This window comes from Anaeroplasma sp. (assembly GCF_034179385.1).
Classification (GTDB): Bacteria; Bacillota_I; Bacilli_A; order Acholeplasmatales; family Anaeroplasmataceae; genus Anaeroplasma.
The window spans coordinates 1-24,597 of the sequence record NZ_JAXFPY010000027.1 but is presented as its reverse complement, the minus strand read 5'-3'; the positions used below and the strand labels follow the sequence as shown (position 1 = coordinate 24,597).

Annotated in this window: 24 protein-coding genes and 2 tRNA genes; 8 read left to right on the top strand and 18 right to left on the bottom strand. The window is 31.3% G+C overall.

Annotated features, from left to right (window positions below):
* A partial coding sequence (locus SPJ17_RS02010; protein WP_321092228.1) for a hypothetical protein occupies positions 1 to 228 on the top strand: 228 nt, incomplete at its 5' end.
* A 61-nt stretch (positions 229 to 289) separates the two neighbouring features.
* Here the strand turns inward: SPJ17_RS02010 and SPJ17_RS02005 are convergent.
* The 5 genes from SPJ17_RS02005 to SPJ17_RS01985 form a co-directional block, all read right to left on the bottom strand.
* Entirely contained in the window at positions 290 to 724 is a 435-nt protein-coding gene (locus tag SPJ17_RS02005) for a GatB/YqeY domain-containing protein (protein WP_321092226.1), read from the bottom strand.
* 178 nt (positions 725 to 902) lie between these two features.
* Positions 903 to 1,511: an HAD-IA family hydrolase gene (locus SPJ17_RS02000; protein ID WP_321092224.1), complete on the bottom strand. Its 609-nt coding sequence runs from the start codon at positions 1,509 to 1,511 to the stop codon at positions 903 to 905.
* A 59-nt stretch (positions 1,512 to 1,570) separates the two neighbouring features.
* Positions 1,571 to 2,302 carry a Bax inhibitor-1/YccA family protein gene (locus tag SPJ17_RS01995; protein ID WP_321092222.1) on the bottom strand — a complete coding sequence of 244 codons (732 nt, stop codon included), beginning with the start codon at positions 2,300 to 2,302 and terminating at the stop codon, positions 1,571 to 1,573.
* A 98-nt stretch (positions 2,303 to 2,400) separates the two neighbouring features.
* Positions 2,401 to 6,876, bottom strand: coding sequence for a PolC-type DNA polymerase III (locus tag SPJ17_RS01990; RefSeq protein WP_321092220.1), 4,476 nt, complete (start codon positions 6,874 to 6,876; stop codon positions 2,401 to 2,403).
* A complete protein-coding gene (locus tag SPJ17_RS01985; RefSeq protein ID WP_321092218.1) occupies positions 6,873 to 7,670 on the bottom strand; it encodes a hypothetical protein in 798 nt (265 codons plus the stop codon). Before SPJ17_RS01985 ends, SPJ17_RS01990 begins: the two co-directional genes overlap by 4 nt.
* Before the next feature lie 137 nt (positions 7,671 to 7,807).
* Here SPJ17_RS01985 and SPJ17_RS01980 point away from each other — a divergent pair, with 137 nt between their 5' ends.
* Positions 7,808 to 8,743, top strand: coding sequence for a TIGR01212 family radical SAM protein (locus tag SPJ17_RS01980; RefSeq protein WP_321092217.1), 936 nt, complete (start codon positions 7,808 to 7,810; stop codon positions 8,741 to 8,743).
* Here SPJ17_RS01980 and SPJ17_RS01975 read toward each other — a convergent pair.
* The 8 genes from SPJ17_RS01975 to SPJ17_RS01940 form a co-directional block, all read right to left on the bottom strand.
* Complete coding sequence (locus SPJ17_RS01975) at positions 8,740 to 10,731, bottom strand: hypothetical protein (RefSeq protein WP_321092215.1); 1,992 nt, start codon at positions 10,729 to 10,731, stop codon at positions 8,740 to 8,742. The two genes, SPJ17_RS01980 and SPJ17_RS01975, sit on opposite strands and share 4 nt — an antisense overlap.
* Positions 10,732 to 10,792: 61 nt before the next feature.
* Positions 10,793 to 11,020, bottom strand: coding sequence for an acyl carrier protein (locus SPJ17_RS01970; protein ID WP_321092214.1), 228 nt, complete (start codon positions 11,018 to 11,020; stop codon positions 10,793 to 10,795).
* A gap of 62 nt (positions 11,021 to 11,082) precedes the next feature.
* Complete coding sequence (locus SPJ17_RS01965; protein WP_321092213.1) at positions 11,083 to 11,514, bottom strand: ACT domain-containing protein; 432 nt, start codon at positions 11,512 to 11,514, stop codon at positions 11,083 to 11,085.
* Entirely contained in the window at positions 11,504 to 12,370 is an 867-nt protein-coding gene (thrB, locus tag SPJ17_RS01960; RefSeq protein WP_321092211.1) for a homoserine kinase, read from the bottom strand. Before thrB ends, SPJ17_RS01965 begins: the two co-directional genes overlap by 11 nt.
* Positions 12,352 to 13,776 (bottom strand): threonine synthase, encoded by a 1,425-nt coding sequence (thrC, locus tag SPJ17_RS01955; protein ID WP_321092210.1) that lies wholly within the window; start codon positions 13,774 to 13,776, stop codon positions 12,352 to 12,354. The genes thrB and thrC overlap by 19 nt, the downstream gene beginning before the upstream one ends.
* A 133-nt stretch (positions 13,777 to 13,909) precedes the next feature.
* On the bottom strand, positions 13,910 to 14,443 hold the full coding sequence (locus SPJ17_RS01950; RefSeq protein WP_321092209.1) for a hypothetical protein: 534 nt from the start codon (positions 14,441 to 14,443) through the stop codon (positions 13,910 to 13,912).
* 65 nt (positions 14,444 to 14,508) lie between these two features.
* A complete protein-coding gene (locus SPJ17_RS01945) occupies positions 14,509 to 15,141 on the bottom strand; it encodes an HAD family hydrolase (protein WP_321092208.1) in 633 nt (210 codons plus the stop codon).
* Positions 15,134 to 16,093 carry a WYL domain-containing transcriptional regulator gene (locus SPJ17_RS01940; RefSeq protein WP_321092207.1) on the bottom strand — a complete coding sequence of 320 codons (960 nt, stop codon included), beginning with the start codon at positions 16,091 to 16,093 and terminating at the stop codon, positions 15,134 to 15,136. The genes SPJ17_RS01945 and SPJ17_RS01940 overlap by 8 nt, the downstream gene beginning before the upstream one ends.
* A 147-nt stretch (positions 16,094 to 16,240) precedes the next feature.
* Between SPJ17_RS01940 and SPJ17_RS01935 the strand changes: the two genes are divergently transcribed.
* Entirely contained in the window at positions 16,241 to 17,566 is a 1,326-nt protein-coding gene (locus SPJ17_RS01935; RefSeq protein ID WP_321092206.1) for a PLP-dependent aminotransferase family protein, read from the top strand.
* A gap of 25 nt (positions 17,567 to 17,591) precedes the next feature.
* Here SPJ17_RS01935 and SPJ17_RS01930 read toward each other — a convergent pair whose 3' ends face one another.
* Positions 17,592 to 18,950 carry a hypothetical protein gene (locus SPJ17_RS01930; protein ID WP_321092205.1) on the bottom strand — a complete coding sequence of 453 codons (1,359 nt, stop codon included), beginning with the start codon at positions 18,948 to 18,950 and terminating at the stop codon, positions 17,592 to 17,594.
* A 133-nt stretch (positions 18,951 to 19,083) separates the two neighbouring features.
* On the opposite strand from SPJ17_RS01930, the gene SPJ17_RS01925 reads away from it, so the two are divergent.
* Positions 19,084 to 19,159 (top strand) — tRNA-His (locus tag SPJ17_RS01925).
* Between the two features lie 9 nt (positions 19,160 to 19,168).
* Positions 19,169 to 19,243 (top strand) — tRNA-Trp (locus tag SPJ17_RS01920).
* Between the two features lie 297 nt (positions 19,244 to 19,540).
* Here the strand turns inward: SPJ17_RS01920 and SPJ17_RS01915 are convergent.
* The 4 genes from SPJ17_RS01915 to SPJ17_RS01900 form a co-directional block, all read right to left on the bottom strand.
* Positions 19,541 to 20,038 carry a hypothetical protein gene (locus SPJ17_RS01915; protein ID WP_321092204.1) on the bottom strand — a complete coding sequence of 166 codons (498 nt, stop codon included), beginning with the start codon at positions 20,036 to 20,038 and terminating at the stop codon, positions 19,541 to 19,543.
* Between the two features lie 657 nt (positions 20,039 to 20,695).
* Positions 20,696 to 21,040, bottom strand: a complete 345-nt coding sequence (locus tag SPJ17_RS01910) for a hypothetical protein (protein WP_321092203.1) — start codon at positions 21,038 to 21,040, stop codon at positions 20,696 to 20,698.
* Between the two features lie 87 nt (positions 21,041 to 21,127).
* Positions 21,128 to 21,457, bottom strand: coding sequence for a hypothetical protein (locus tag SPJ17_RS01905; RefSeq protein WP_321092202.1), 330 nt, complete (start codon positions 21,455 to 21,457; stop codon positions 21,128 to 21,130).
* A gap of 123 nt (positions 21,458 to 21,580) precedes the next feature.
* A complete protein-coding gene (locus SPJ17_RS01900; RefSeq protein ID WP_321092201.1) occupies positions 21,581 to 22,078 on the bottom strand; it encodes a helix-turn-helix transcriptional regulator in 498 nt (165 codons plus the stop codon).
* 201 nt (positions 22,079 to 22,279) lie between these two features.
* On the opposite strand from SPJ17_RS01900, the gene SPJ17_RS01895 reads away from it, so the two are divergent.
* From SPJ17_RS01895 to SPJ17_RS01885, 3 genes are read left to right on the top strand one after another with little or no spacing between them, the layout of a single operon-like run.
* On the top strand, positions 22,280 to 22,936 hold the full coding sequence (locus tag SPJ17_RS01895) for a DUF4417 domain-containing protein (protein WP_321092200.1): 657 nt from the start codon (positions 22,280 to 22,282) through the stop codon (positions 22,934 to 22,936).
* A 5-nt stretch (positions 22,937 to 22,941) separates the two neighbouring features.
* On the top strand, positions 22,942 to 23,325 hold the full coding sequence (locus tag SPJ17_RS01890; RefSeq protein ID WP_321092199.1) for a hypothetical protein: 384 nt from the start codon (positions 22,942 to 22,944) through the stop codon (positions 23,323 to 23,325).
* Positions 23,325 to 23,888 carry a hypothetical protein gene (locus SPJ17_RS01885; protein ID WP_321092198.1) on the top strand — a complete coding sequence of 188 codons (564 nt, stop codon included), beginning with the start codon at positions 23,325 to 23,327 and terminating at the stop codon, positions 23,886 to 23,888. Before SPJ17_RS01890 ends, SPJ17_RS01885 begins: the two co-directional genes overlap by 1 nt.
* The last annotated feature ends 709 nt before the right edge of the window (positions 23,889 to 24,597 follow it).

Here is a 24,597-nt window from a genome sequence, read left to right as displayed (position 1 = left end):
GTATCATCCTTTTATGATAATGATGAAATAGGAAAGGATAAAATTAGGAGTGGAAAAAGAATTCAAAGAGGATTATATAAAAGAAAAGACGGCACAATAATCAACGCTGATATAAATGCCGCCTTAAATATGATTAATAAGTATAAATGTAACTCAAATGATACTTTAATAAAGTATTTGATGAGTAGAGGTCTAACAATACCATATAGAGTATATGTAAATATGTAGAAATATATAATTATATATAAATTCGTTAAAATATGAGTTTACTCATAGAGTGAATTTTTATTCACTTTTGTTCATTGAATTCCTTTGCAATTTTTGATACTAAGCTATTATCTACTTGACCTTGGTAATTTGCTTTAAAATGCTTCATTACCGATGGAATCTTCTTATCCTCTAAGGATGCAATAATTGCTCTAATTTCATCTTCGGATAATTGTTTTGGTAAATACTTATTTAAAAGCTCCATTTGAGCCTTTAATATCTCTACCTTTTCCGCTCTTTCAGCCTTTTCAAAGGCTATCTTTTCTTCTTCAAGCTCTTTAATCGTCTTTTGAATAATTCTTAATGCCTCAGGATCAGGAAGCTTACGGTCTGGATATCCCTTATCTATTGCCTCATTCTTACATTTGCCAAAGACTAAGGATACAATTTCATGAGCTACCTTATCATGATTCTTCATAGTTTCAATGTTTGCTTTTTGTAAATCTTCAAATATCATATTATCATCTTCTTTCTTATGATATTTTAGCATTTTTATAATGCTTATTCAACACCCTTCAAGGCATCTGTCCTATGGATACCTTATACTTAAAGCCCAAAAACTTTAGTATTGCAAGATTCTATTCCTCAACATAACTCATAATATCTTCATTCAAAAAAATAGGATAAAGACAATCCTATTTTGTGAGTTCAATTAAATTATGTATGATTCTATCGGGATCTACATCTATATCCACTTCATCATTTTTAAAGAATATCCCCTTAATATTTGCATTTTTTGCACATAATATATCTAATGGTCTATCCCCAATATAATATACATCCTCTTTATTCAAATTATATTTTTGAAGGAGATAATAGATGGCCTCAGGATCTGGCTTTCTATTAAAATGATTTTGGTTCGTTATGACCTCCATAAAGAATTTATCTATCCCTAAATTCTTTAATATGGTATGTGTAGATGCGCCTTTATGGGTATAAATAAAATTCATATTTCCATGAAGATATAAATATTTTAATGTTTCATAGGCATTATCCATTAAGGTAACCTTCATTTGTGTTTTTATGCGGCATTCCTGATATTTTTCTATAACCTTAGGTAAATCTATTTTGTAAGTAATAGATATTTCATCTAAGAATTCATGAACGCTTTTTTCTATTATATATTTATAGACAGCTTCTTTTTTCTTTTCTATATGAAAATAATTTAATACATCCATGATGGATTCTAAAATACCGTCATAGGAATCAATTAATGTACCATCCAAATCCCAAATATAAACCATAATTACCACCAGATAAATTTATTCAAAAAAAGACATATAAAAAAAGGCTTTGAAGCCTTTTATGAATTATTTTTTGAGAATAATAAGAATATTCTTAAAATATAGATATAAATATAAATTAAGGAAATTTCAATACCTAAAGCTACGCTCCACTCAGCATTCTTTCTAGTGCCAAGCTTTACAACAGCCTCTGCTTCATTAAAATTAAATGCTAATGTGATTATACCATAAATTAAAAATGCACCTTGAATTAAGAAATATATAGGTGTAACTGACTCACCATGAATCAAACCATAAATCAAATCAAATCCAACAAGACCAATAGTTGCAAATAATAATCCTAATAAAACAATATATAATAATCCTATTTTTCTAAAGAAGCCTAAGGAATATAAAACAAGCATAATTGTAAATGCAACAAGTGTTGCAGTAACCGCAAGCGTACCAGCGCTTGGGAAAAAGCTATTTACAATGGCTGTAATAACGCCTAGGAATAATCCTTCCGATAGAGAATATATGAAGGAGCATACCATTGCAGCTCGATCCGATATTCTACCAACAAATGCACATACAAATCCAGCAATGACAGATAGAGCTAATAAAGTGTAAAAGCCTGAAGGATTATTTTCTAATATGCTAGGTAAATAGAACATCGTTCCTACTGAAACCGCAATCGTTACAGCAAGAAGGATAATTGATTTTATTGCTATTCCCTTATAGGTTGCACAATCGGCTTGATCTAAATATGCTTCATTTGTATTTATATAAGAATAATATCCTGAATCTCTCATTAGAATACCTCCTTTATTCTTCTTTATTATATAAAAAAACACTAATAAAAAAAAGGCGTTTCATGTGATTAACACAAAATCACACAAACGCCATAATTTTATAGTAAAGCAAATAAGCCTTCTTCTTTAATTGGGTCTTCCTCTGGAAGATCATCAAAATAATGCATTACATCAAATTCATCATATAGAGTTTGAGATAATCTTGTTCTTCTTAGAACATCCTTTTTGGATGTGAAGGCCTTTTGATTTCTCTTTTCTACAATATCGATTGCAATGGCCTCACCTAAGGAGTCTACCGCACTAAATGGGATTCTTAAATCCTTACCCTCTGGTTCAAAGATAGAGGCACTAGATTTTAAAATAGATACAGGCAAGAAATTAATTTTTCTTGCGACACACTCAAGCGCAACCTGAAGTGCAGTATATTTATCATCATCCGTTGCGGTTCTTCCACTCTTACTCATAATTTCATCCATCGCTGCACGAATGGCCATTTTACCACCTAAATATGCATGAACCACATGGTTTTTTGCACGCTTTGAGAACCAAGCACTATAGAATAGCGTAGGTGCATATACCTTAAACCAAGCAATTCTTAAGCTCATCATACAGTACGCTGTTGCGTGGGCCTTAGGGAACATATATTCAATCTTATCACAGCTCCAAATATACCATTCTGGTACATTATGCTCTCTCATATATTTTTGGTATTCCAACCATCCAGCCATATCGCTCGTCTTCTTATTCTTACGAACGAATTCCATAATCTTAAAGGATTTTAATGGATCAAGACCCATCTGCATCAATTGAACCATGATATCGTCACGACAACCAATTAAATCCTTAAATTTTAATGCACCAAATTCTGTAGTACCCTTAATAAGCTCTTGGGCATTATTATTCCATACGTTTGTACCATGGGATAGACCAGAAATCTTTACAAGCTCGGCGAAGGTTGATGGTAAGGTTTCTATTAGCATACCACGAACGAAGTTTGTACCAAGCTCAGGGACTGCAAAGGATGCAACCTTAGAATCAATATCCTCAGGGGTTACACCAATGACACTTGGGTCATAGAATAGACGATATAGGTTTTTATCATCAATTGGAATATCCTGTGGCTTCGTAAATGGGAAATCCTCTTGATGCTCTTTCACATAATCCATGAAGTATTTAATTAATGTTGGATCATCGTGACCTAGGATATCGAATTTTAATAAATTCTGTTCAAAGGAGTGATAATCGAAATGTGTCGTTCTCCATGGGTTTTCAATGTTATCTGCAGGGAATTGTACTGGAGTTACATCAAATATATCGACATGATGTGGTACAACAACGATTCCACCTGGATGTTGTCCTGTAGATCTTTTAACACCAATTAAATAAGAGCCTACACGGTCCATTTCACAATCTCTCATCTCAATTTTTTGTCTTTCACAGAAGCCCTTAACATAGCCATAAGCATTCCTATCCGCAATAGTTGCTACTGTACCTGCGCGGAACGCATTTTCAGGGCCGAATACGGTTCTTACATATTCATGGGCCTGGGCTTGATATTCTCCTGAGAAATTTAAATCGATATCTGGTGTTTTATCACCATTAAAGCCTAAGAAGGTTTCAAATGGGATATCATGACCATCCTTAGATAAAGGTGCACCGCATACAGGACATATTGCATCATCTAGGTCATATCCTGAATCCACCTTTTGTAAAGCCTCCTGGAATGGCTTTTCTAAATCCGTAAGTCCAAATTCTTCAATTTCATCCTTTCTCATTTTAAATGTATGGAAGTGACACTTCTTACATCTATAATGAGGTGCAAGTGGATTAATTTCAGAAATATTCATCATCGTTGCAACTAAGCTTGAACCAACGGATCCTCTAGATCCTACTAGATATCCATCCTCTAGAGATTTTTTTACCATTAAATGACAAATATAATAAATAGATGCATACCCATTAGAAATAATGCAATGAAGCTCGTGATCTAATCTCTTTTTAACAATTGGATGAGGATTCTCTCCATATAGCTCCTTACATGTTTCATTTACAATTCTTCTTGTTTCTGCCTCAATCGATTCAACATGTAAGAAATTATTCTTAAATTCATCATCCCTTGGAGCATACATTTCCTTATGGAAGGCAGGCCATTTTTCAATGGAATCTGCGATTAAATTTGTATTGGTTACAACAATTTCATAAGCTAAATCCTTACCTAAGAAGGCAAATTCCTCAAGCATTTCATTCGTTGTACGAAGATGCATTTCTGGAGTTGAATGATTCATAAACGCTCTTTTCAGTGGGTGAACTCCACCACCAATTTGAGGCACCTCAATTAGTATATCTCTATATCTTTTTAATCTAGGTCTTAGGTAATGACAATCACTTGTTGCAACAACGATTTTCCCCATTTCCTTAGAGATACGAATAATCTTTTGAATAACCTCTTTGATTCTTGTATCAGGATCTGGGAATTCTACATAATATTGCTTATAGGCTAAAGGTGGCTGAACTTCGATATAATCATAGTAGGAAATAGCTTCCCTTAGCTCCTCTTCACTTCTATTTAAAGCCATTTCAAAGACCTTACCATTCGCACATCCACTCGATAATAAAATACCCTCTCTATGGCTTTCAATAACGCTCTTTAAAACTCTAGCCTCATTTTCCCACATATGGTTTGTCATAGCATCCGATAGAATCTTAAACATATTCTTATAGCCTAAAGGCGTCTTAGCGATAAGAACAATATGATATGGAATGACATATCTAAAATGTATATTCGGGTCAATTGTAGAATTGATATCCTTATAATTTTCAATTTTCTTGTTATATAAATCCTGAAGCATTTGAATGAAGCATAATGCGGTTACTCTCGTATCATCTGTTGCTCTATGGTGATGCTCTTGCTTTACCTTAAAGTATTTACACATGAACTTTAAACCGAAGCCCTTAACCTCATCATGATATCCTACACGGAATAGATTCAAAGAATCGATTACTGGAAAATCAATAGCTTCTATCCCAAGCCTCTTCATATCTCTATAAATCATACCAACATCGAATTTTGCATTGTGGGCAACTAAAATTGTATCCTTACAAAATTCCAAGAATTCAGGTAATACGATATCTATTGTTTTAGCATCCTTAACCATATCATCTGTGATAGAGGTTAATTCTGTAATCTTTTCTGGAATATGCATTAAAGGATTAATAAATACCTCATAAGAATCGACAATAGTGCCTCCTCTTACCTTGTGCGCTGCAATTTCAATGATTTCATCATAGCTTTGCGATAAACCTGTTGTTTCAATATCGAATACAACATAAGTTGCATCCCTTAAAGGAATATCCTTTTCATTAAATGTAATGAAATATTGATCATCCTCTACTAAGGATAATTCTGTACCATAAATAGGCTTAAAATCTGGCATTTTTTCAATCGCATGATCGACATCCGGTATAGCATAACAGCCATTATGATCTGTAAATGCCATAGATTTCCAACCCCATTTATTCACTAATTCAATATAATCCTTAGCATCCGTAATACCATCCATATTACTCATTTTCGTATGGCAATGTAATTCAACTCTCTTTACAGGAGCATCATCCATTACCTCTTCAATATGATGTACACCAAGTAATTGAATATTATTTGCATTTAAGGTAATTCTATCTGAATAGGTATCATATTGTGCATTTCCTGTAACATCTAAAATAGAATTAACCTTAATACCATTATCGCCTAAATATAAATCCTTTTCCTTTTCTCCTCTTAACCACTTAGAAACTACAATCGAATCCGTTTCATCTGTGATTTTTATTGTGAGTAAAGAGGATTTTGCTAAATCCTTTACCTCTAAGGCGAATACATATCCTTTAATTCTAAAAATAGCTTCTCCTCTTGTGTGTAAATATTCCTGTAACCCACTTTGACTAATTGGAATAGCTTTAATTGGAGTATAGTTATCTGGAATAGAGGTTCTTCTATATTTCTTTTGTTCTTGCACCTCTTTATTAAATTTTTTTGCCATAATCGCCTCTTGTCTTTGCTTAGACAAGGTCTCCTCAATTTCTGAATCTAAGGCCTCAATTTGAGCCTGGATGGATTTTTCCTCATCCTTCTTTGCAAAAACCTTAACATTAAGACCATATTCCGCAAAGCCCTCTTCAACTTTAGGGCATAATTCCTCTACCCCTAAAGCATCATAGGCAACTAAGAATTCAATTTCATTACCAGTAACATAAGAATCAGATAATTGAAGACTTTTAAAATTCGAAGCCTTCTTATATAATTCTTCTAATATATGAGCTAAATAGCCCTTTAGCTCATCCTCTGTTAAGGTTTCATCCTCATATCCAAAGGAAAAATCTAAAGATAATCCCAAGGGTAAAAAGATATCCTCTACCGTCTTTTTAAGGCTCATATAGGTATCATAATCGATAGCATAGGTTAATACGAAGGAAATATTTAATTTTTTAGAATTCTTTTTTAATACTGCTTCATCAATTCGAATATCATTATCACTATTTAAGATATTCTTTCCCTTTATTGCATCAATAATTGTCATTTTTTATCTCCTTTAACCCTTACTGCACGAATATGCGTAAATGTAAATATTGTATAAATTAAGGTAAATGCCATACCTACATATAATAACCAAAAGGCACGAAATGCCATATCGAACCATAAAAAGACAAAATAGATTAAGGTATCATAAAGAACGAGCTTAATACGGAATCTTCTTTCAATTTTAGGGTTCACTAAAAATGCTAGGAAATAGCATCCAACAAGGGAAATCAAATAATAAATTAAAATATTAAAAAAATCATAAAAGAAGCATACAGCTCTATAATTGACCTCTCCTGCTTCTATACTTTTAAAAACCAATACTTCAAAGCTTTGTCTCATTAAAATATTACCATTTCTAATTTCCTCTAAGGAGAAATCAGAAATAGATAAATCCTTATAATCTACCCTACCTAAATGAATATTACCATAATACATATTCGCATTTTCCATTCCGAATACCAAGGTAATTCCATCATATAATTTATCATTCATATAGGCATTATCATTAAAGGATATCCTTGCATATTCCATTTCAATATTTTGATAAGAGCCTGTTAATTTTGAATTACTAAAGCTTGCATCATTAATCTTTCCGCTATAGATTAAGGAATCACTAATTCTTGTAGCTTCATTCTTCCCAATACTTACCTTGCCCATATCCACTAAGGCTAAGAGTAGGGTAGTAAGAATAAAGAAGGATATGAACCACCCAAAAATAGAATGTAAATGATCCATAAAATACATACCTAAAAAGGATGGATGAGATATTATATTCTTAAGTTTTCTATACATAATCGCTTTCCTCCTTTTTTAAACGCAAGCCCATTATACCAAAAAAACAATTATTTTTATAGTAGTATAAAATATCTTTAACTTTTCACTTTCATTCATAAAAACTTTAAAATATAATTATGCTTGAGGTTGATATCATGAATTACTTTACGAAGGATAAGCCCTATAATACACTCAATGAGTATTATAGGAAGACTTATGGACATAAAATAGCTAAAATATCCTTAAATGCAAATTTTACATGCCCAAACAAGGATGGTAAAAAAGGGTATGGTGGATGTATATATTGCTCTAAAATGGGTAGTGGTGATTTTGCAGGCAATAAGGAATTGCCCCTAGATTTGCAATTTAAGGAGGTCAAGGAGACAATTTCTAAAAAATGGCCGAACGCAAAATATATAGCCTACCTTCAGGCCAATTCCAATACCTATGGAGACATCGCACATTTAAAAGAAATATACGAAAAAGTTTTGAATATAGATTCTGATATCGTTGGGCTTGATATTGCAACTAGGGCAGACTGCATAAATCTAGATATTGCATCCTACCTAGGCAAGCTAAATAAAACGAAAAAGATTACTGTTGAGCTTGGGCTACAAAGTGCAAGTGACGAAACAAAAAAAATCATCAACCAAATGGAAACCAATGATGAATTCATTTATGCTATAAATTTACTTAGAAAAGAAAATATTGATGTTGTATTACATATCATCAATGGACTTCCTAGTGAAAATAAAGAGGATATGCTAAATACGATCAGATTTATAAATACATTAGATATCCAAGGAATTAAATTTCATTCTCTATTAATTTTAGAGCACACGAAGCTTGGATCTATGTATAAGGAAAATCCATTTAAGGTATTAACCCTAGAAGAGTATGTTGATATCGTAGTGGATCAAATATGTCTTTTAAGAGGTGATATCATCGTTCATAGGCTTGCTGCTGATGGGGTTTATTCCGATTTAATTGAACCAAAATGGACCATGAAAAAGATGGTGGTCATGAATGAAATTGATAAGAAATTAAGATCTAACAAACTTTATCAAGGAATAAAATATGAGGGATTCTAAGATGGCCATCCCTCATTTAATATGGAATATTTACCATTAAATAATTCCATATATACCTCTTCTGCAAGATATGGAAAGACAGGATATATGATTCTTATATAGGTAAATGCTTGATTTTTGGAAATATTTTCTTTAAATAATATATTTTTATTAAATGCTTTTAGAATCTCTATATAAGAGAGAATATCTCCCTTATCTAAAGCATCCTTAGCCATATCGGATAGCTTATGAAAATAATAATCTAGGTTCAGAGAACCTACTTCCTTAGCACCCATAAGGCATCTTTTCACATCCATAAGATAGCTTTTTAAATCCTCTAAATGGTAGGTATCATAAATTAATTCTTCTGTATCCGGCGTTGATGCAACTAAAAATCTTATCGCATCACAGCCAAATTTATGAATATATTTATCCATATCCATTAAATTATGATTGTATCTTCGAATTAAGCTATGGTGAATATCCATACATCCTAAAACAATAGAAACATTTTGAAATAAATCAGGTAATGCATAGCTTACCTCTTTTTTTATAATGTTATAAAAGATGATAGGCATAAATAGGCTTTCCACTATTTTATCCTTATGAATATATGCCTTCTTTATCGGCAAGAAGGATTCATATAATTCCTTTGTATCCAAAGAGAACAAGGATTCAATAGAGCCTATATCATCATAAATTAAAGATAATAAAGGGCATAAGCCCTCTGTAATGAAATTGGACATTGTACCTAAAATAGGACTTCCAGGAACCAATACATCAATAGGTAATACTGGTCTAAATTGACTAGAAAAGATATAGGGTAGGTATTCCTTTAAGGAATTAATTTTAGATCCTTCCTCTAAGAATGGAAATAAAGCTCCAAAGGGGTCTAAGCTCGATAATAAAATCTCATGATTTTTATATCCATGGGATACCGTGCCAATTAAGGATTCTGTGAAGGCCTCAATGATTTTTTCTCTTGCCTCCATCTTTTCATATCCATCTAATAAATCAGAATTCATAAGTAAGCCATCATTTGTAAGGATATCTATAGAATCAAAGCCTTCATTTAATACGAATAAAGCATCCTCGCTATCAATGGATGGGATACCTAAATATATTCTTTCATGATACATTTTTGAAATAAATACAGGAATATCTCTTCCGGTAAGTGGATTTTTGGCAGAAAGTCCACTATAGGCATATAAATTCGTATCACTATTTATAAATTCATATACGCTTTCCTTTTCGTCTAAAGAGATGTAGGCATCTATATCCATATAATTTGGATTTAAGAATATATAGGATATTCCACCCATATATTCTGGATTTTCCATTTCAATTTCTAAAGCCTTGCCGTTACTTAAAAAGAAATCTACCTTAAGTAAGGATACTGGAGATAATTTGTGAATGAGCTCATTTTTATATTCTTCTTTAATAGAAAGCTTTTCTATATCCGAAACAATTTGAGGAATTAATCCATCAATATCTAGAATAAAGCATTTCGCTCCTGCCTTAGGCATACTTGCATCATCTACTATTTCATAGAGTTCATTATTTCTTTCGTGGATCGGATTATATACTTTATATTTTATATAGCCTCTTTCATATAGCTCTATAAAGGCATTTTGCAAAATACCAATATATTCCTCTCCTCTCATAGAGATACATTTTTCATTAGAAATACCTATGCCTAAATTACACATTTGGGTATAAAAGATATCCTCCTGGGTATGATCTAATACCTTATATAGCTTCTTACTTTCTAAGAAGGATTTTAAGGTGATACTATTAAAGCCTAGAGGATATAATACATTTTCATTTTCCATTCGAAAGAATCTTGCTAAAACATCTCCAAGAATTTCTTCTCTTATTTCCCCATCCTGAAATCCATGCTTATCAATTTCTGGAAATGGTGCATAAACAAAGGACTTCTTTTTAAAGCGATCATTGTCTAAGGAATAGCATTTCTCTTTTATAAACTTTAAATTCCAATCCACATTCATTTATGCATCACCTCCTAAAAAAATATAAGAAAAAAGGACTACAATCGCGTAGTCCTAAAAATTACTTGTGTTCTTCAATATATTTAACTACGTCATTAACCGTTACAAATGCGCCTGCATCATCTGCATCAATTTCGATGCCATATACTTCCTCAAGGTCCATAATGATTTGTACAGCATCAATAGAATCTGCACCTAACTCCTTGATGTTTGCCTCAAGTGTAACATCTTCTTCTTTACAGCTAATTGTATCAATAATAGTCTTCTTAACAGTTTCAAAAACGTCCATTTTATGTATCTCCTTTGTAATTCTAAAAATATTATAGCAAAATTGAACTTTAATGTAAATAATTATTCAACAGCTAAAAGGGCGACATCGACAATAGAATTTAAGTTTTTTAGCTCTTGGATAAATTCTTGAATGGAAATCTCCATCTTCATAATATCTGCCGTAATATTCACATAAGCAATATTATGAATAGGAACCTCCTGATTAATCGCTAAAACATTTGCGTGGCGAGATGCGATTTCATTTAATACATTCGATAATGTGCCTGGCTCATCTTCCATTTTAAAGGATAATAAAACCTTTTTGCCAACCTTAACGGATGGACGATTTACATAGTCCTTGTATTTATAAAATGTACTTCTAGACAAGCCAACCTTTTTACAGGCATCACTAATATTTACACCAGAGGAAATAATTTCCTTTATTTCAATAACCTTTTCAAAATAGTCTGGCAAAACCGATCTATGAATTACATAATATTCATCATCTTTCATTATAATCCTCCACGAAAACACCACTACCAACATTTAAGGTTAATACCTTAAAGCCCTTATTTCTAAGCTTAGGTATAAAATCTAAATTCTTTGAAACCATAAGCATTGTAGAACCAGACCCTGAAATTGCAAAAGCTACATCATCATCCTTGATTAAAGCTTTAATGGTATCATAATCCTTAATTAATTTTGAACGATATGGCTCATGTAGCCTATCACTAAATAAATCCTTTAATAATGGAATATCGCCATCAAGAAACGCTCTAGGTATATTCACAATTCTAGACATATTCCATACGATATCCTTATAGGGAAGCACCTTAGGTAATACACCTCTTGCCTTTTGTGTGGATACACATTCTTCTGGAATAATTACACTAAATTTTAAATCCTTATGAATCGGGTATAAATTAGGATAATATTTATTCTCCTTCTTGTAGCTTGCAACTAATCCACCATAAATGGCTGGGGCAACATTATCTGGGTGTCCTTCTAATATAGTTGCAATATCAAAAAGCTCTCTTTTACTATATTTATTTCCTAAATAATAATTTGCCGCAAAAATTCCTGCAACAATTAAAGATGAAGATGAACCAAGTCCTCTAGATACCGGAATATCTCCTTTAAAGCCAATCTCTACAGGAATGATTTCTTCCTTTGCGTAATCAAATACGTATTTATAGGACTCATAAACCAAATTCGATTCCTTAGTGCTAAATTCATCATCAAAGCCAACAAAGGAAAAATCATTTTTTCTTTCGAAGGTAAATTCGTTCGTTAAGTTTAAGGCAATACCTAATACATCAAAGCCTACACATACGTTAGCGGATGTAGCTTCTACTTTGATTCTAAGCATTTTACCACTTCCTCAACATAGGAATTTGAATCCTTAAGAGAAATGATTTCTCTTTCTACCTTAGGATAATTTAGAACCTTTGGTATTTCTAAATTGAATTTTTTACTTAATGTATGAATCGCCTTAAATGCATCACGTTCCTCTATATCAAATGCTTCTAAAACAGATTGAGGGAATTTATATGGAGATGCCGTTGAAATAACAACACAAATAGAATCATCCCCTGTTTCTTTTGAATACTTCTTATAGGCATTATATGCAACTGCAGTATGAGGGTCTACTAAATATTTATATTGATCATAAACCTCTTTAATAACCTCTAGAGTCTTCTTTTCATCTGTAGAATAGGCATAGAAATAATCAAATGGATTCTTAAAATCATATGAACCCTTTGTATTTAAGGATTCCATTAGCTTTTTTACCTCATTTGTAGATTCCTTTGTACCATAATATAAGAATCTTTCTAAATTTGATGATATTAAAATATCCATAGATGGAGAATTGGTCTTAAAGAATGGTCTATTCTTATTATATTTACCATTCATAAAGAAATCCGTTAATACGCAATTCTTATTGGATGCACAAATTAAATTCTTAATAGGAAGTCCCATAGCCTTTGCATAGAATCCAGCAAAGATATTGCCAAAGTTTCCTGTAGGCACATCAAAATTGATTTCTTCCTTATCCTTTATTACACCATTTCTTAATAGATAAACATAGGAATAGAAATAATATACAACCTGTGGTGCAAGTCTTGCAATATTGATAGAATTTGCACTAGATAGACTCAAATCCTTATGATTCTTAAAGAATTCCTTAACGAAGGTTTGGCAATCATCAAAATTACCCTCTAAGGCCAAAACCTTAGCGTTTTCTCCTCTAAAGGAGCACATTTGTGCCTCCTGTACTGCAGATACTCCTCCATTAGGGTATAAAACTACAATGGAAACACCATCAACATCAGAAAAGCCATTTAAGGCAGCCCCACCGGTATCTCCAGAGGTTGCTGTAAGGATAGTGATATTTTTTTCATAGCCAAGCTTTTCCTTAGATAGCTTCATTAATCTTGGAAGCACGACTAAGGCTTGGTCCTTAAATGCTAGGGTTGGTCCATGGAATAGCTCTAAGAAGTATGCACGATCTGCCTTCTTCATTCCAACAACCTCTTGAATATCAAATGTAGAATAGGCAATATCTAATTCCTTCTTGATTTCATCATAGGAAAATTCAGGAAAGAATTTATTTAATACCTTTGTGGCAATAGTTTGGTAATCATCCTCTAATAAATCATGATAATCCAGTGTAGGAATCTTATCGATAACATATAATCCTCCATCATCCGCAAGACCATTTAAAATAGCCATAGGTGATGATACAAGCTTTTCTCCTCTAGTACTGTGAAACATAAAATAATCCTCCAAAAAACATTTGATATTATTATAGTATGTTTCAAAATTAAAAACAAGTGTTTTTCAAATGAAAACACTTGCGAAAGTTTTATATTTATATAAAAGAAAAAACCGCATATAGCGGCAAATCTTACTTTTCTACTGGATAATATTCGAATGCATAGCAAGCTAATGCATTATAGCTCAAGGAGCCATCAATATTAAATCTTGAGTAAATATCTCCATATTTTTCACTAGAGGATGTATCAAAATATACCTTACCCTCTTTATAGCATACAACAACTAAATCGGATGAATCGATTTCCTGAACTCCAAGCTTATCTGTTGCGTTCTTCTTTCCAGAAATAGAGGATAAAATATCCTTTGTGTTCACAAAATATACATATCCATCATAATCAAGGCTATCCGCCTGAACCTGAATATCGGATACAGCACTTACAGCACCACTCTTGCTAGAAGAACCACAAAAGATAATGAAGGAATCCTTATTATCTCTTTTTGTTACTACTTCATCAACCGTTAGCTCCTTAAATACATTTTCCTCTTCAATTGTAGCACCAGCATCTCTCCACTCCTTATAGAATGAGTTTTCACTACAGGATGCAAGTGTAGTAAATGCTATCGAAACCGCTAAAGCGGATAAAATTTTCTTAAATTTATTCACGATAAAACCTCCTCAACAAAGTCTTTTATATTATATTCGATTCACCATCAATTTTCAAGAAATATCTATAAGACACTAAAAATATCCGCAACACTATTGATAACTCTACAGCCTGCCTTATCTAAGATATCCTTTGCTTGATGTCCACAGGATACTAAAACGCAATCCACTCCCATAGCCAAAGATACCTCATAATCATGTAGGGTATCGCCAACAAATAGAGTTTCATTAGCCTTGATTCCACTTTTTTTCATGAAATCTAAGGCAATATCTACCTTGCTTGCGGCATGAATATTATTTATTCCTAATACGGCATCAAAATATTTTGTAATGCCATAGGTATTCGTTTGCTCAAGCAAATTATTTTGCTCGCTTGCAGATAATATATATACACGTATACCCATTTCCTTTAATCTTTTTACTGTATCTACAATATGAGGAAATAGGCCACATTTCATACTTCTTGGCTGATAGGCACGAATAAATCGTATTGCTAAGGATTCATAGGATTCTATATTAAAATCAATGCCTGCATCCATATAATATTGTCTTATAGGGAATTTAAATACATGCTTATATTCGTCTATAGATAATTCCTTTTTCCCTTGTTCCTTTAAAAATACATTTAATAATTCAACACATAAATCTAAATCATTTATGATGGTGCCATTAAAATCTAAAAATATATCCTTATACATTAGATTCCTCCATATATTCCTTTAAGGCTTCCTCATAATGCTTCTTAACCTTATCCTTTAGCCATTCTGGTTCGATAACCTTACAATTTTTACCAAAGGACATTACAAAGGATGCAATCATATCCTTATTTTGCATTTCTGCAGTAAATCTTGTATGGGATGGATCAAGCTCAGTTACAACCTGGTGTCTACCATAGATTCTTTCTGAAATAGCCATATTTAGATTTGTAAATTCTAGGGTAATCTTATAATATTCTCCATTTTTGGTCATACCAAAATCATCTAAATAATTCTTTTCATCATAGGATTTTAAAATAGTAAAATGATTTCTTGTTTTAAAAATATCCACTAAACGATTTAATTTAAAATAACCAAAATCATTAATGGATTCATTATAAGCTAATACAAACCATGTTCCATTATATACAAATAATTTATAAGGATGAATCGTATGAATCTTTTCTTTATTCTTTGCAGAACGATAGGTAATTTCACATTTCATTTGTGCATCAATGCATTCCTGTAGGGTTTGGTATCTCGCCTCAAGTTCAGACTTATCCATAGCCAGTGGGAACCTGTCAATCATAGTAATCGGTGTAACCTCATTACTTCTTTCAACCGATGCTACAATTCTTCCCATAACCTCTTGGAAATCCGAAAACTCCATGAAATCCTTTGATTTCTCTAAATAGGCAATGGCATCCCCAATAATCTTCTTATCATTTCCATTTAGCTTAAGCGTTGGTAATAAACAGCTCTTATTTAATTTATAGCCGCCATATAAACCCTTCATAGATTCTAATGTATATCCTGCAACCTCAAGCTCTTTAATATATTCTCTTACATTTCTTGGATTTGTTTCTAACAAATCCGCAAGCTCCTCAGTCTTAATATAATCTGTTCTTACAGATAATATTTGAATTAATTTTATACATGCAGCGACTCTATTCATTTCATAATACCCCCAAAGGAAAACTATGCATTTATTTTAGCATTATTTATGTCAATTTTCAACGTTGAAAAGCTTTGAAAAATGGATTATAATGTTATAAAATCTGGCACCTTAAGAAAAATAAAAAACGCTTAGGAGGATGGTATCATGAAGATTAATTTTACAAATAATAGGCCTAAATATATAGAAATATATGAAGAAATCACAAAGGAAATTAACGATGGCATATTAAAGGGTGGAGATAAGCTTCCATCGAAAAGAGTTTTAGCTATGGATTTAAATGTATCGATCAATACCATTATGAATGCATATAACCTCCTACTAGAGGAAGGGTATATTTCTTCTTCCTTAAAAAAAGGATATTATGTAGAAAAACAGCTTATAGTGAATAAAAGAATCGATACTATCAAAGAGGAAATAAAGGAGGTTAAAAAGCCCTTATATGATTTCACAACCCAAAGCATTGAAGGCTTTACAAACACGAATTTCAAAAGAATTTTAAGAAATGAAATATCTTCTGATACTTTTATTAATAAAACAAATGCCTTTGGTGATTTAGAGCTAAGAAATGCAATTTCTATGCATCTAAAGGAAAATAGAGGAATTGATGCAAAGGCATCTCATATCATTATTGGTAATGGTCTTGAAATGCTTGAGAGAGTATTAAATATAATAAAAATAAAATCCTTAACCTTAGAAAATCCAGGATATCATAAGCTTGAAAAAATAGCTAAGAACTTAGGTATGGATGTATCCTATATAGATTTAGATGAAAATGGAGTGACTATCCCTAGCAAAAGAACAATTCTATATACAACTCCATTCAATCAATTTCCTACAGGAATTAAGATGACAATTTCTAGAAAAAAGGAATTAATTTCCTATGCAGAGGAAAATGATACCTTTATTATCGAGGATGATTTTGATGCAGAATTTAGAATTAATTCTAGCCAAGCAACAGCTATGTATACCTTATTCCCTTCTAGAGTCATCTTCTTTTCCACATTCACAGAAACTATATATCCAGGATTAAGAATATCCTATATTATCCTACCGGATTCCTTATATGATATATATTATTCTTCCTATAAGGATTATTCTCAAAGTGTATCCACCCTAGAGCAGCTTGCGTTAAAAAGATTCATACTAGAAGGATACTTTGAATCTCACATCAACAAGCTTAAAAGAAAATATATTAATAAAAGAAAGCTTATTATAGATTTATTTAAGAATGATGATTTCTTTACTATAGATGAAAGGAAAAATTATTTATCTATATTAGTTCATGTAAAGACCTTCCTATCCGATAAAGAAATTAAAGAAAGACTTCAAAAGAGATCTATCAAAATTCAATTATTATCCGATTTCAATGTTTATAAATTTGAAAGTAAAACACTAATTTTAGGATATACTGCATTATCCAAGGAAAAACTTATAGAAGGTATAGAGATCATTAAAAACGCCCTAAAGTAAAAATATCCCGCTTGGGGATATTTTTTTATTCTTCGTTCTTTGTAGAATCTTCTATAGTTTTAGTTTCCTCTTTTGCCTCTTCAAGAACTTCTTCAGCAGGTTTTTCAAGAGCTTCACAAGCAACTTCTTCAGCTTCTTCTAATCCCTCTGCCTTAGCCTCTTCTAGAGGAGCTTCCTCGAAAGCTTTAGTTTCTACTTGAGCCTCACTAGCTACTTCCTCTTCCTTGTTTAAGGCAGGTGTTACCTCCCTTGAAACCTTAGATTTAGAAATAACAACATTCGTTTGAGGTCTACGATTCGGAATCTTTCTTTCAGGTTCTTGCTTTTTAGAGAATCTACGAATGAATTTCTTAATAGATTTTAAATGGAATAATAAAATATAAATTAGGGCCACTGCAACAAGGAATAATAAGGTAATACCAATGGTCTTCATTGCCATATCTGTACCTGTATATACAGACTCACGTGGATAGCCTTGAATATATTTTGTATTAAAATCTGGAATCATTGAGGATGGATCCTTTGTAAAGGATTCAATGTATATGGATGCAGCATTTACCGTATCTGTATCATAATCTCCTTTACCATCTCTACTTTCTGCATAAATATTATAGTATTTAACGAAATTCTCCATATCGGCATAGAAGGTGCCAGCAGTTTTAGGGAAATCAAATTCAAAATCTACATATTCACTGTTCTTATAAACAGGATTTGTAGCATTATCTACGATGTTAAATCCTACAACATCACTTTTAAGTTGTTCTTTAATAAAAGACATTGTAGTCTCTGTAAGTGGGAAGAAAACTAAATCATAGCTTGTTCTATATGTATCAAGTAGACTTCTTCCTCCTTTTAATACAGATTCCTTTTCACTAGTTGGCTTAGCACTATATTTATCACTATTACAATCCGCACTTAAATTGAAATAATAGTCATAATATGGGACTTTACTATTTGTACCATAGAATCTAAAGGCACTTGGATTTGTCTTATCGGATAAATTTAAGAAATTAAATTCTGGATGTAGGATAGTAACTAAATATACGTTTTCAATTCTACTAATGGTCTCATCCTTTCCATCCATAGAATAGCTTGCGTTATGCTGATTTACAGATTCATAGATAAATGTAATATTCTTTCCATTTTCTTCAGCATATAATAAGCTTGGCTTATCCTCTAGGGGAGTAGAGAAAATACTGAAGCATCTTGCGATATCGCTATATTCTGCATCTTGATAGTTTTCTGTTTCCTTAGCCTTAGAAACTGCATTCGTAAGCAATGAAGAATAATTCGATGATGCAAAGCTTGTATACATTCCTAAAGCAATAATAACTGCAAAAACTAAACAAAATGCTATATATATAATTTTAATTATTGTTTTCATTTAAATGTTCCCTTTCTAATATATAAAATCATTGTATCATTTTTTCATATTTTTTCAATATTTTACTTTACAAATCATTTAAATTATGTATAATAATAATGCGCGTGAAAAAACGCGTTTTATCATATACATGGCGCATATGGTGAAGTGGTTAACACGGCGGATTGTGGCTCCGTTATGCGCAGGTTCGATCCCTGTTATGCGCCCCATGTATTTATAGGGGCATATTGTCAATGGTAGCAAGCCGGTCTCCAAAACCGTTAGTGAGGGTTCGAATCCTTCTGCCCCTGCCACTGAAAAAATCGCTTAGCTAAGCCAAATTTTAGGTTTGGCTTTTTTTATTACCAAAAGTATTACAGTGTTATAATTCGTTTTTGGCCTGATTTTTGGCCCAAAAAAAGCCATTTTGTGGCAATTTATCCGTAAAAATGGCTTAGTTATGGGATTTTTTTGAATTAATTTGTGGTCCAATTTGTGGTCCAAAGTCATTTTTTTGAAAAAATGCTTTGAATTATATTCGAAAAATTCAGTTTTAACCAAATTTTTAGGTTTTTAGGTCATTGTTTGATTTGATAATAAAAAAACAAGAATTACCTATTAACAGGTGATATCTTATCAAAATATAATTCCCATCCTCTAGTATACGTTGTATCCCATGCTATACCATCAATATCTCTAAAAGGTATTTTTACACCTTTTTCAGCCCATACTCCATTGGAATCGAAATCATATAAATATAAAGAATTTTTCCCCACATATTCAATCTTACCTACATAATATGAAGATGGAGAATTATCACAATAAACCATTACAATTCGATCTAGCTGTTTTATATCTTTACATGCAGTATAAAAGCTAGATAGATTTATATCATAATTTTTTATTTTATCTACCAATCCTGTATACTTATTAATTTCATCGCATGCATCATTTCTCATTTTTACTTTTTTCAATCTAGAAAGTTTCATTATTTCATATCCTTTAATGAAAAAATCAAATTCTTCAGCACCAGCCATTAAAGTATTGCTTACATTAGTAACATAAAAATGAGAATAAGTTAAGTCACAACTAAACCAACAAGAAGTCATTTTCTTTTCATCTATGGATTTTTTTTAAATATCAATCTTTTCTGTTTTATTCATAAAATATACAATCCTCTTTTATCAATTCTTTATTATCTAATGTCTAGCCTTATTAGATTCAAATCTTTTAGTTTCTCCAATTAAATAATCAAATCTTTTACATATATATTACCATATTTAACATTTCAATGCCATTAATTAGCAAATATTAGTTTTTGTTTTATTAACCTATTTTGCCCTAACTAAAACCTAAAAGTATAGTTTAATCTATTTTGAACGAATAAGCAAAAAAACAGCTTACTTAAGCCAGATTTTCAATTCACCAATAACTTGTTTCCACTCAATGTAAAATGATTTAGCGTTTTATGTAAAGGTCCCTATTTAAAAAAAATCCTTTGGCCCAATTTTTGACCATTCGCTATAGAATAGTTTAAATTAATTCAATGCATTTCATATAAAATAAATAATAAAGTTCCAACCAAATTAAATTAGGATAGACGGCTTCGAAATCATATTTCAAAAACTCCAAAACCGTTAGTGAGGGTTCGAATCCTTCTGCCCCTGCCACTTAATGACTTCGGTCATTTTTTTATTTTATAGACATATTAAAATACGAAGCTTAAAATCTAGGCTTCGCATTTTTTATCATAGATAGATTATGATTTAAAATTTGAATTCAACATCTTTTTTATTCTCTTTTGCATATTGCAATAATTCTAAAAGCTTTTTAGCAAATTCAATTAATTTCAAATCGTCAGTATTATTTATAAGTATTTCAACTATTTCAATTGCCCTAGGTATATCGTTGAACTCCAATGTTTCTTCCTCATATCTATCAATTAAAATATTGCACTCCACGCTAATAAAATCAAACAACTTCGCTTCATAATACTTATAATCTCCGTCTTCTACAATCAAGTATTTTTCAAGAATGTCGCACGAAATTTTTCCCTGATAAAATTTAACTATCTCTTCTTCATTATGAGCAACAAAAATATATCCTTTCATTCATAAATTCTCCTTACTATGAAATAAAACATACTTAGCCATTTACTAAGATTTAGACATAATCAAATACAATTAATTTCATATTCTTTAAATTGTACATTTCTGAGCAAGAAATTCATTAATGTATACATCAATCTCATTCTTTTGAGTTTCTAAGTAAGATGGTTCTTCTTCTAAAAGGTCTAAGTCAATCGATTGCATGTTTTTCCAATTTTCAGGTATTAAATACTGATAATGAGAATAATTCTTGCAATTACTGCACCAAACCCAGCCACTACCATGTTTGTCATTTTCACTAAACCTTACCATATACATGTGATAATCATTTTCGCCACAAATTGGACACTTTGCTGGAAACTTTGCTTCATTTAATTTAAATAGTACTTCATTGATTTTATCATTATCATCTTTCCACATATTATCTTTCACCTCTAATATAAGTCGATAAAGAATTACCTAATCTATATGCAGATGGTTCTGATGACTTACCTTTCTTTAATAATCTCTAGTGCTATTTTATATTTATAAAAAGAAATGTCTTTATATAGAAAAAATATCAGCAGAATACTTTTCTATTAATTCTTTCAAACTATCAAAAAATCTTTGCTCGCCAATAAGTCCCTTTGCTTCACGTAACGTTTTATAATCCTTTGATATTTGGTATATCGCCTCATGATGTGTTTTCAAGGATACAGTATGATGCGTATTTTCAGAGCACACTTCCAATTTAAAAATATCAGTATTATCTAGTATCGCAAAGGTCATTATTATATCGCCAAATGTTTTTAAAGTGTATGGTTCAACCGTAAGTGCTACATCTTTTTTTTCGCCCTTGCACAGATAATCCAAAGAAACATTTAATACTTCAGAAATTTTTATAATATTTTTCATCGAAGGGGTTTGCTTATTTCGTTCATAAGAATTTATCATTTGTACTGTCATTCCGTCAATTTTATCCGCCAAAGCTTGCTGCGTAAGACCACATTTTTTTCTGCTTTCAGTAATTCTTTCACCCATTGTCATAATTATCTTATCCATATTTCATCAATTTCCTTTCATCATATTAAATTATAAAATATACCATTTATTACCACTCTTATTTATATATTATCATATTCAATACAAAAATTGTAGATTTTTTATCATTTCTGATGATTTTTTACTGGAATTGATTAAATATTTTCTTTGTGTTACTCTTTAATCAGATTGAAAAACTTGCCAAAAAAGGAGTGATAAATTATGGCAAAAAAGAAAAACAGATTTGATGATGGGTTTCAAGCCTTCCTAACTGAAAAAGCAAATTTTGTAGGAGAAATAAAGATGCCGGAAATTGTCGATATGGGAAATACCGACATTCCTAAAGAATTGATATCTTTTGATAAGCTAAGAACCTCAAAACAAAAAAGGGGATATATACATTTTTATGTTCATGACAAGGTGTTTGCTTCTTTTATAGCGAATGTTCCTGCCTATCTAAAATACTTGTCACAATATGATGGTGCGCTTACGCCAGATTGCACACTTGCAATTGGGCAATTAGATTATTTACAAATGACCAACACCTACTTCAATCGAGCAGTTGGAGTATATCTACAGCAACATGGCATTCCTGTAATACCTTCCGTTCGTTGGAGTGACGAAGATAGTTTTAGATATTGCTTCAACGGATTACCTAAACATTCAATACTTGCAGTATCAACTCATGGATGTATCAAATCAAATGAGCAAAAAAGAATGTTTAGGACTGGTTTAATTAAGATGATTGAATTATTAGAGCCAACCGATGTTATTGTCCATGGCTATATGCCGCTAAGTATCTTTGAAGGATTGGAAAAGCTAACACGTTCCCATAATTATCCAAATCATTTTGAAAAGTGTAGAAAAGATGAGGTATAATCATTATGGGAACATGCTATAAGGGTGGGGCTACTTCCTACCATTCAATAAAAGACAACATATCTTCAACTGCTAATAATTATTCCTATAATGATGGATATTTTGGCGATAAGGGTAAGGCCAAAAATGATTATTATAGGCAAATAGATTGCTCAGATCCGGTTGAGGAATCAAAAAAATTTTATGATATAATTGCTTATGGTGGAATTGAAAAACCTATGAGTAATGGAAAAGGCTTCATCACTGAGTTAAAAGACGGAACAATAATTTCTTATAGAGAAGTAACATCTACTGAAGGTAGCCCAGCAGTTGAAATTAATATTAAAAAATCAACTGATACAGGTGGAGTAAAGAAACAAAAAATTCATTTTGAAAAGAGGAAGAACTAATGAATACCACAGATAATAGATTATTAGATATAAAATTATTAAAATGCTTTATAGGAAAACAATTCAAATGGTTTCAACATGATGAATTTGTTTTTACACCTACAACATATGGTGTTATATATATAAATATTGATAATAAAAATTATGCTTTAACTGATTATTATGAAGTTAAAGATGTTTTAGGTGATAATGAAGAAATTAGTACTCTAAGAATAAAAGAACATAATGAAGAACTAAAATCACAAATTCTAAACTCAAAAGTTGTATGTGAAAACATTAATTTAAAAACAAATAATATCTTATTAGTTAACACAAAAACAACTATAGTCAACAAAAATGATCCTAATGATAAATATACATTGTTAGACACACATGGAATTATTTTCAACTTAGAAGATGATTATCAAATTGCTTTTGAGAAAGATGACTTTGGTGAAAATATCACAATATATAGAGGGTATAATTTACAAGATAAATTTAAAAATATTCCTAATGATATTACTTCTACTATTATTGATGAATATGAAGCTACATGTTATTTAGAATATACATCAATCGAATAAAGACTAATACTGCTTCCCATTTTGAAGCAGTATTTTTTACAATTTGACTTCTGTCAATGAATAATATTTTTCCCAGGTAAATGTATATGTGACAAATCAAGTCATTTTGAATGAAACTGTAAAAATGACTTATCTAAGCCAAATTTTAAAATGAATATTATGTTAAAATAATGCTTTTTCGTTCAAAATAGATGGTAGTATGAAAGTATATGGTAAAAAGCATCTTTTTGGCACACTTTTTGGCAGCGATTTTTAAAACACTTTATAACAATTTTGCCTTGATTTTCGTTCAAATTAGCCAATTTCCAGCCAGCTTGGAATTACTCCAAAACCGTTAGTGAGGGTTCGAATCCTTCTGCCCCTGCCATCTAATAATCGCTTAGCTAAGCCAAATTTTAGGTTTGGCTTTTATTTTTATATAAAAAACGAGGATTAATCAAATATAGTTCCTCGTTTTATTATTACTCTATCAAATTAGTATTAAATAAATTGGATGCTTCTTCTTCAAAATTCCAATCAGGATTATTATTCTTATAGAAATTAATAAAACCCAAAATATCAAAATACTTTCTCATAAGACCGTATGTTTAAAAAATAGCCCTATATAAATCTAGTTTAAATCCTCCTATAATAAGAATCACAAGGAGGACTTTTAAAATGGGTAAAAATAAGATGAGATCCATATATGAAAAGGAAGAGATTATAAAGG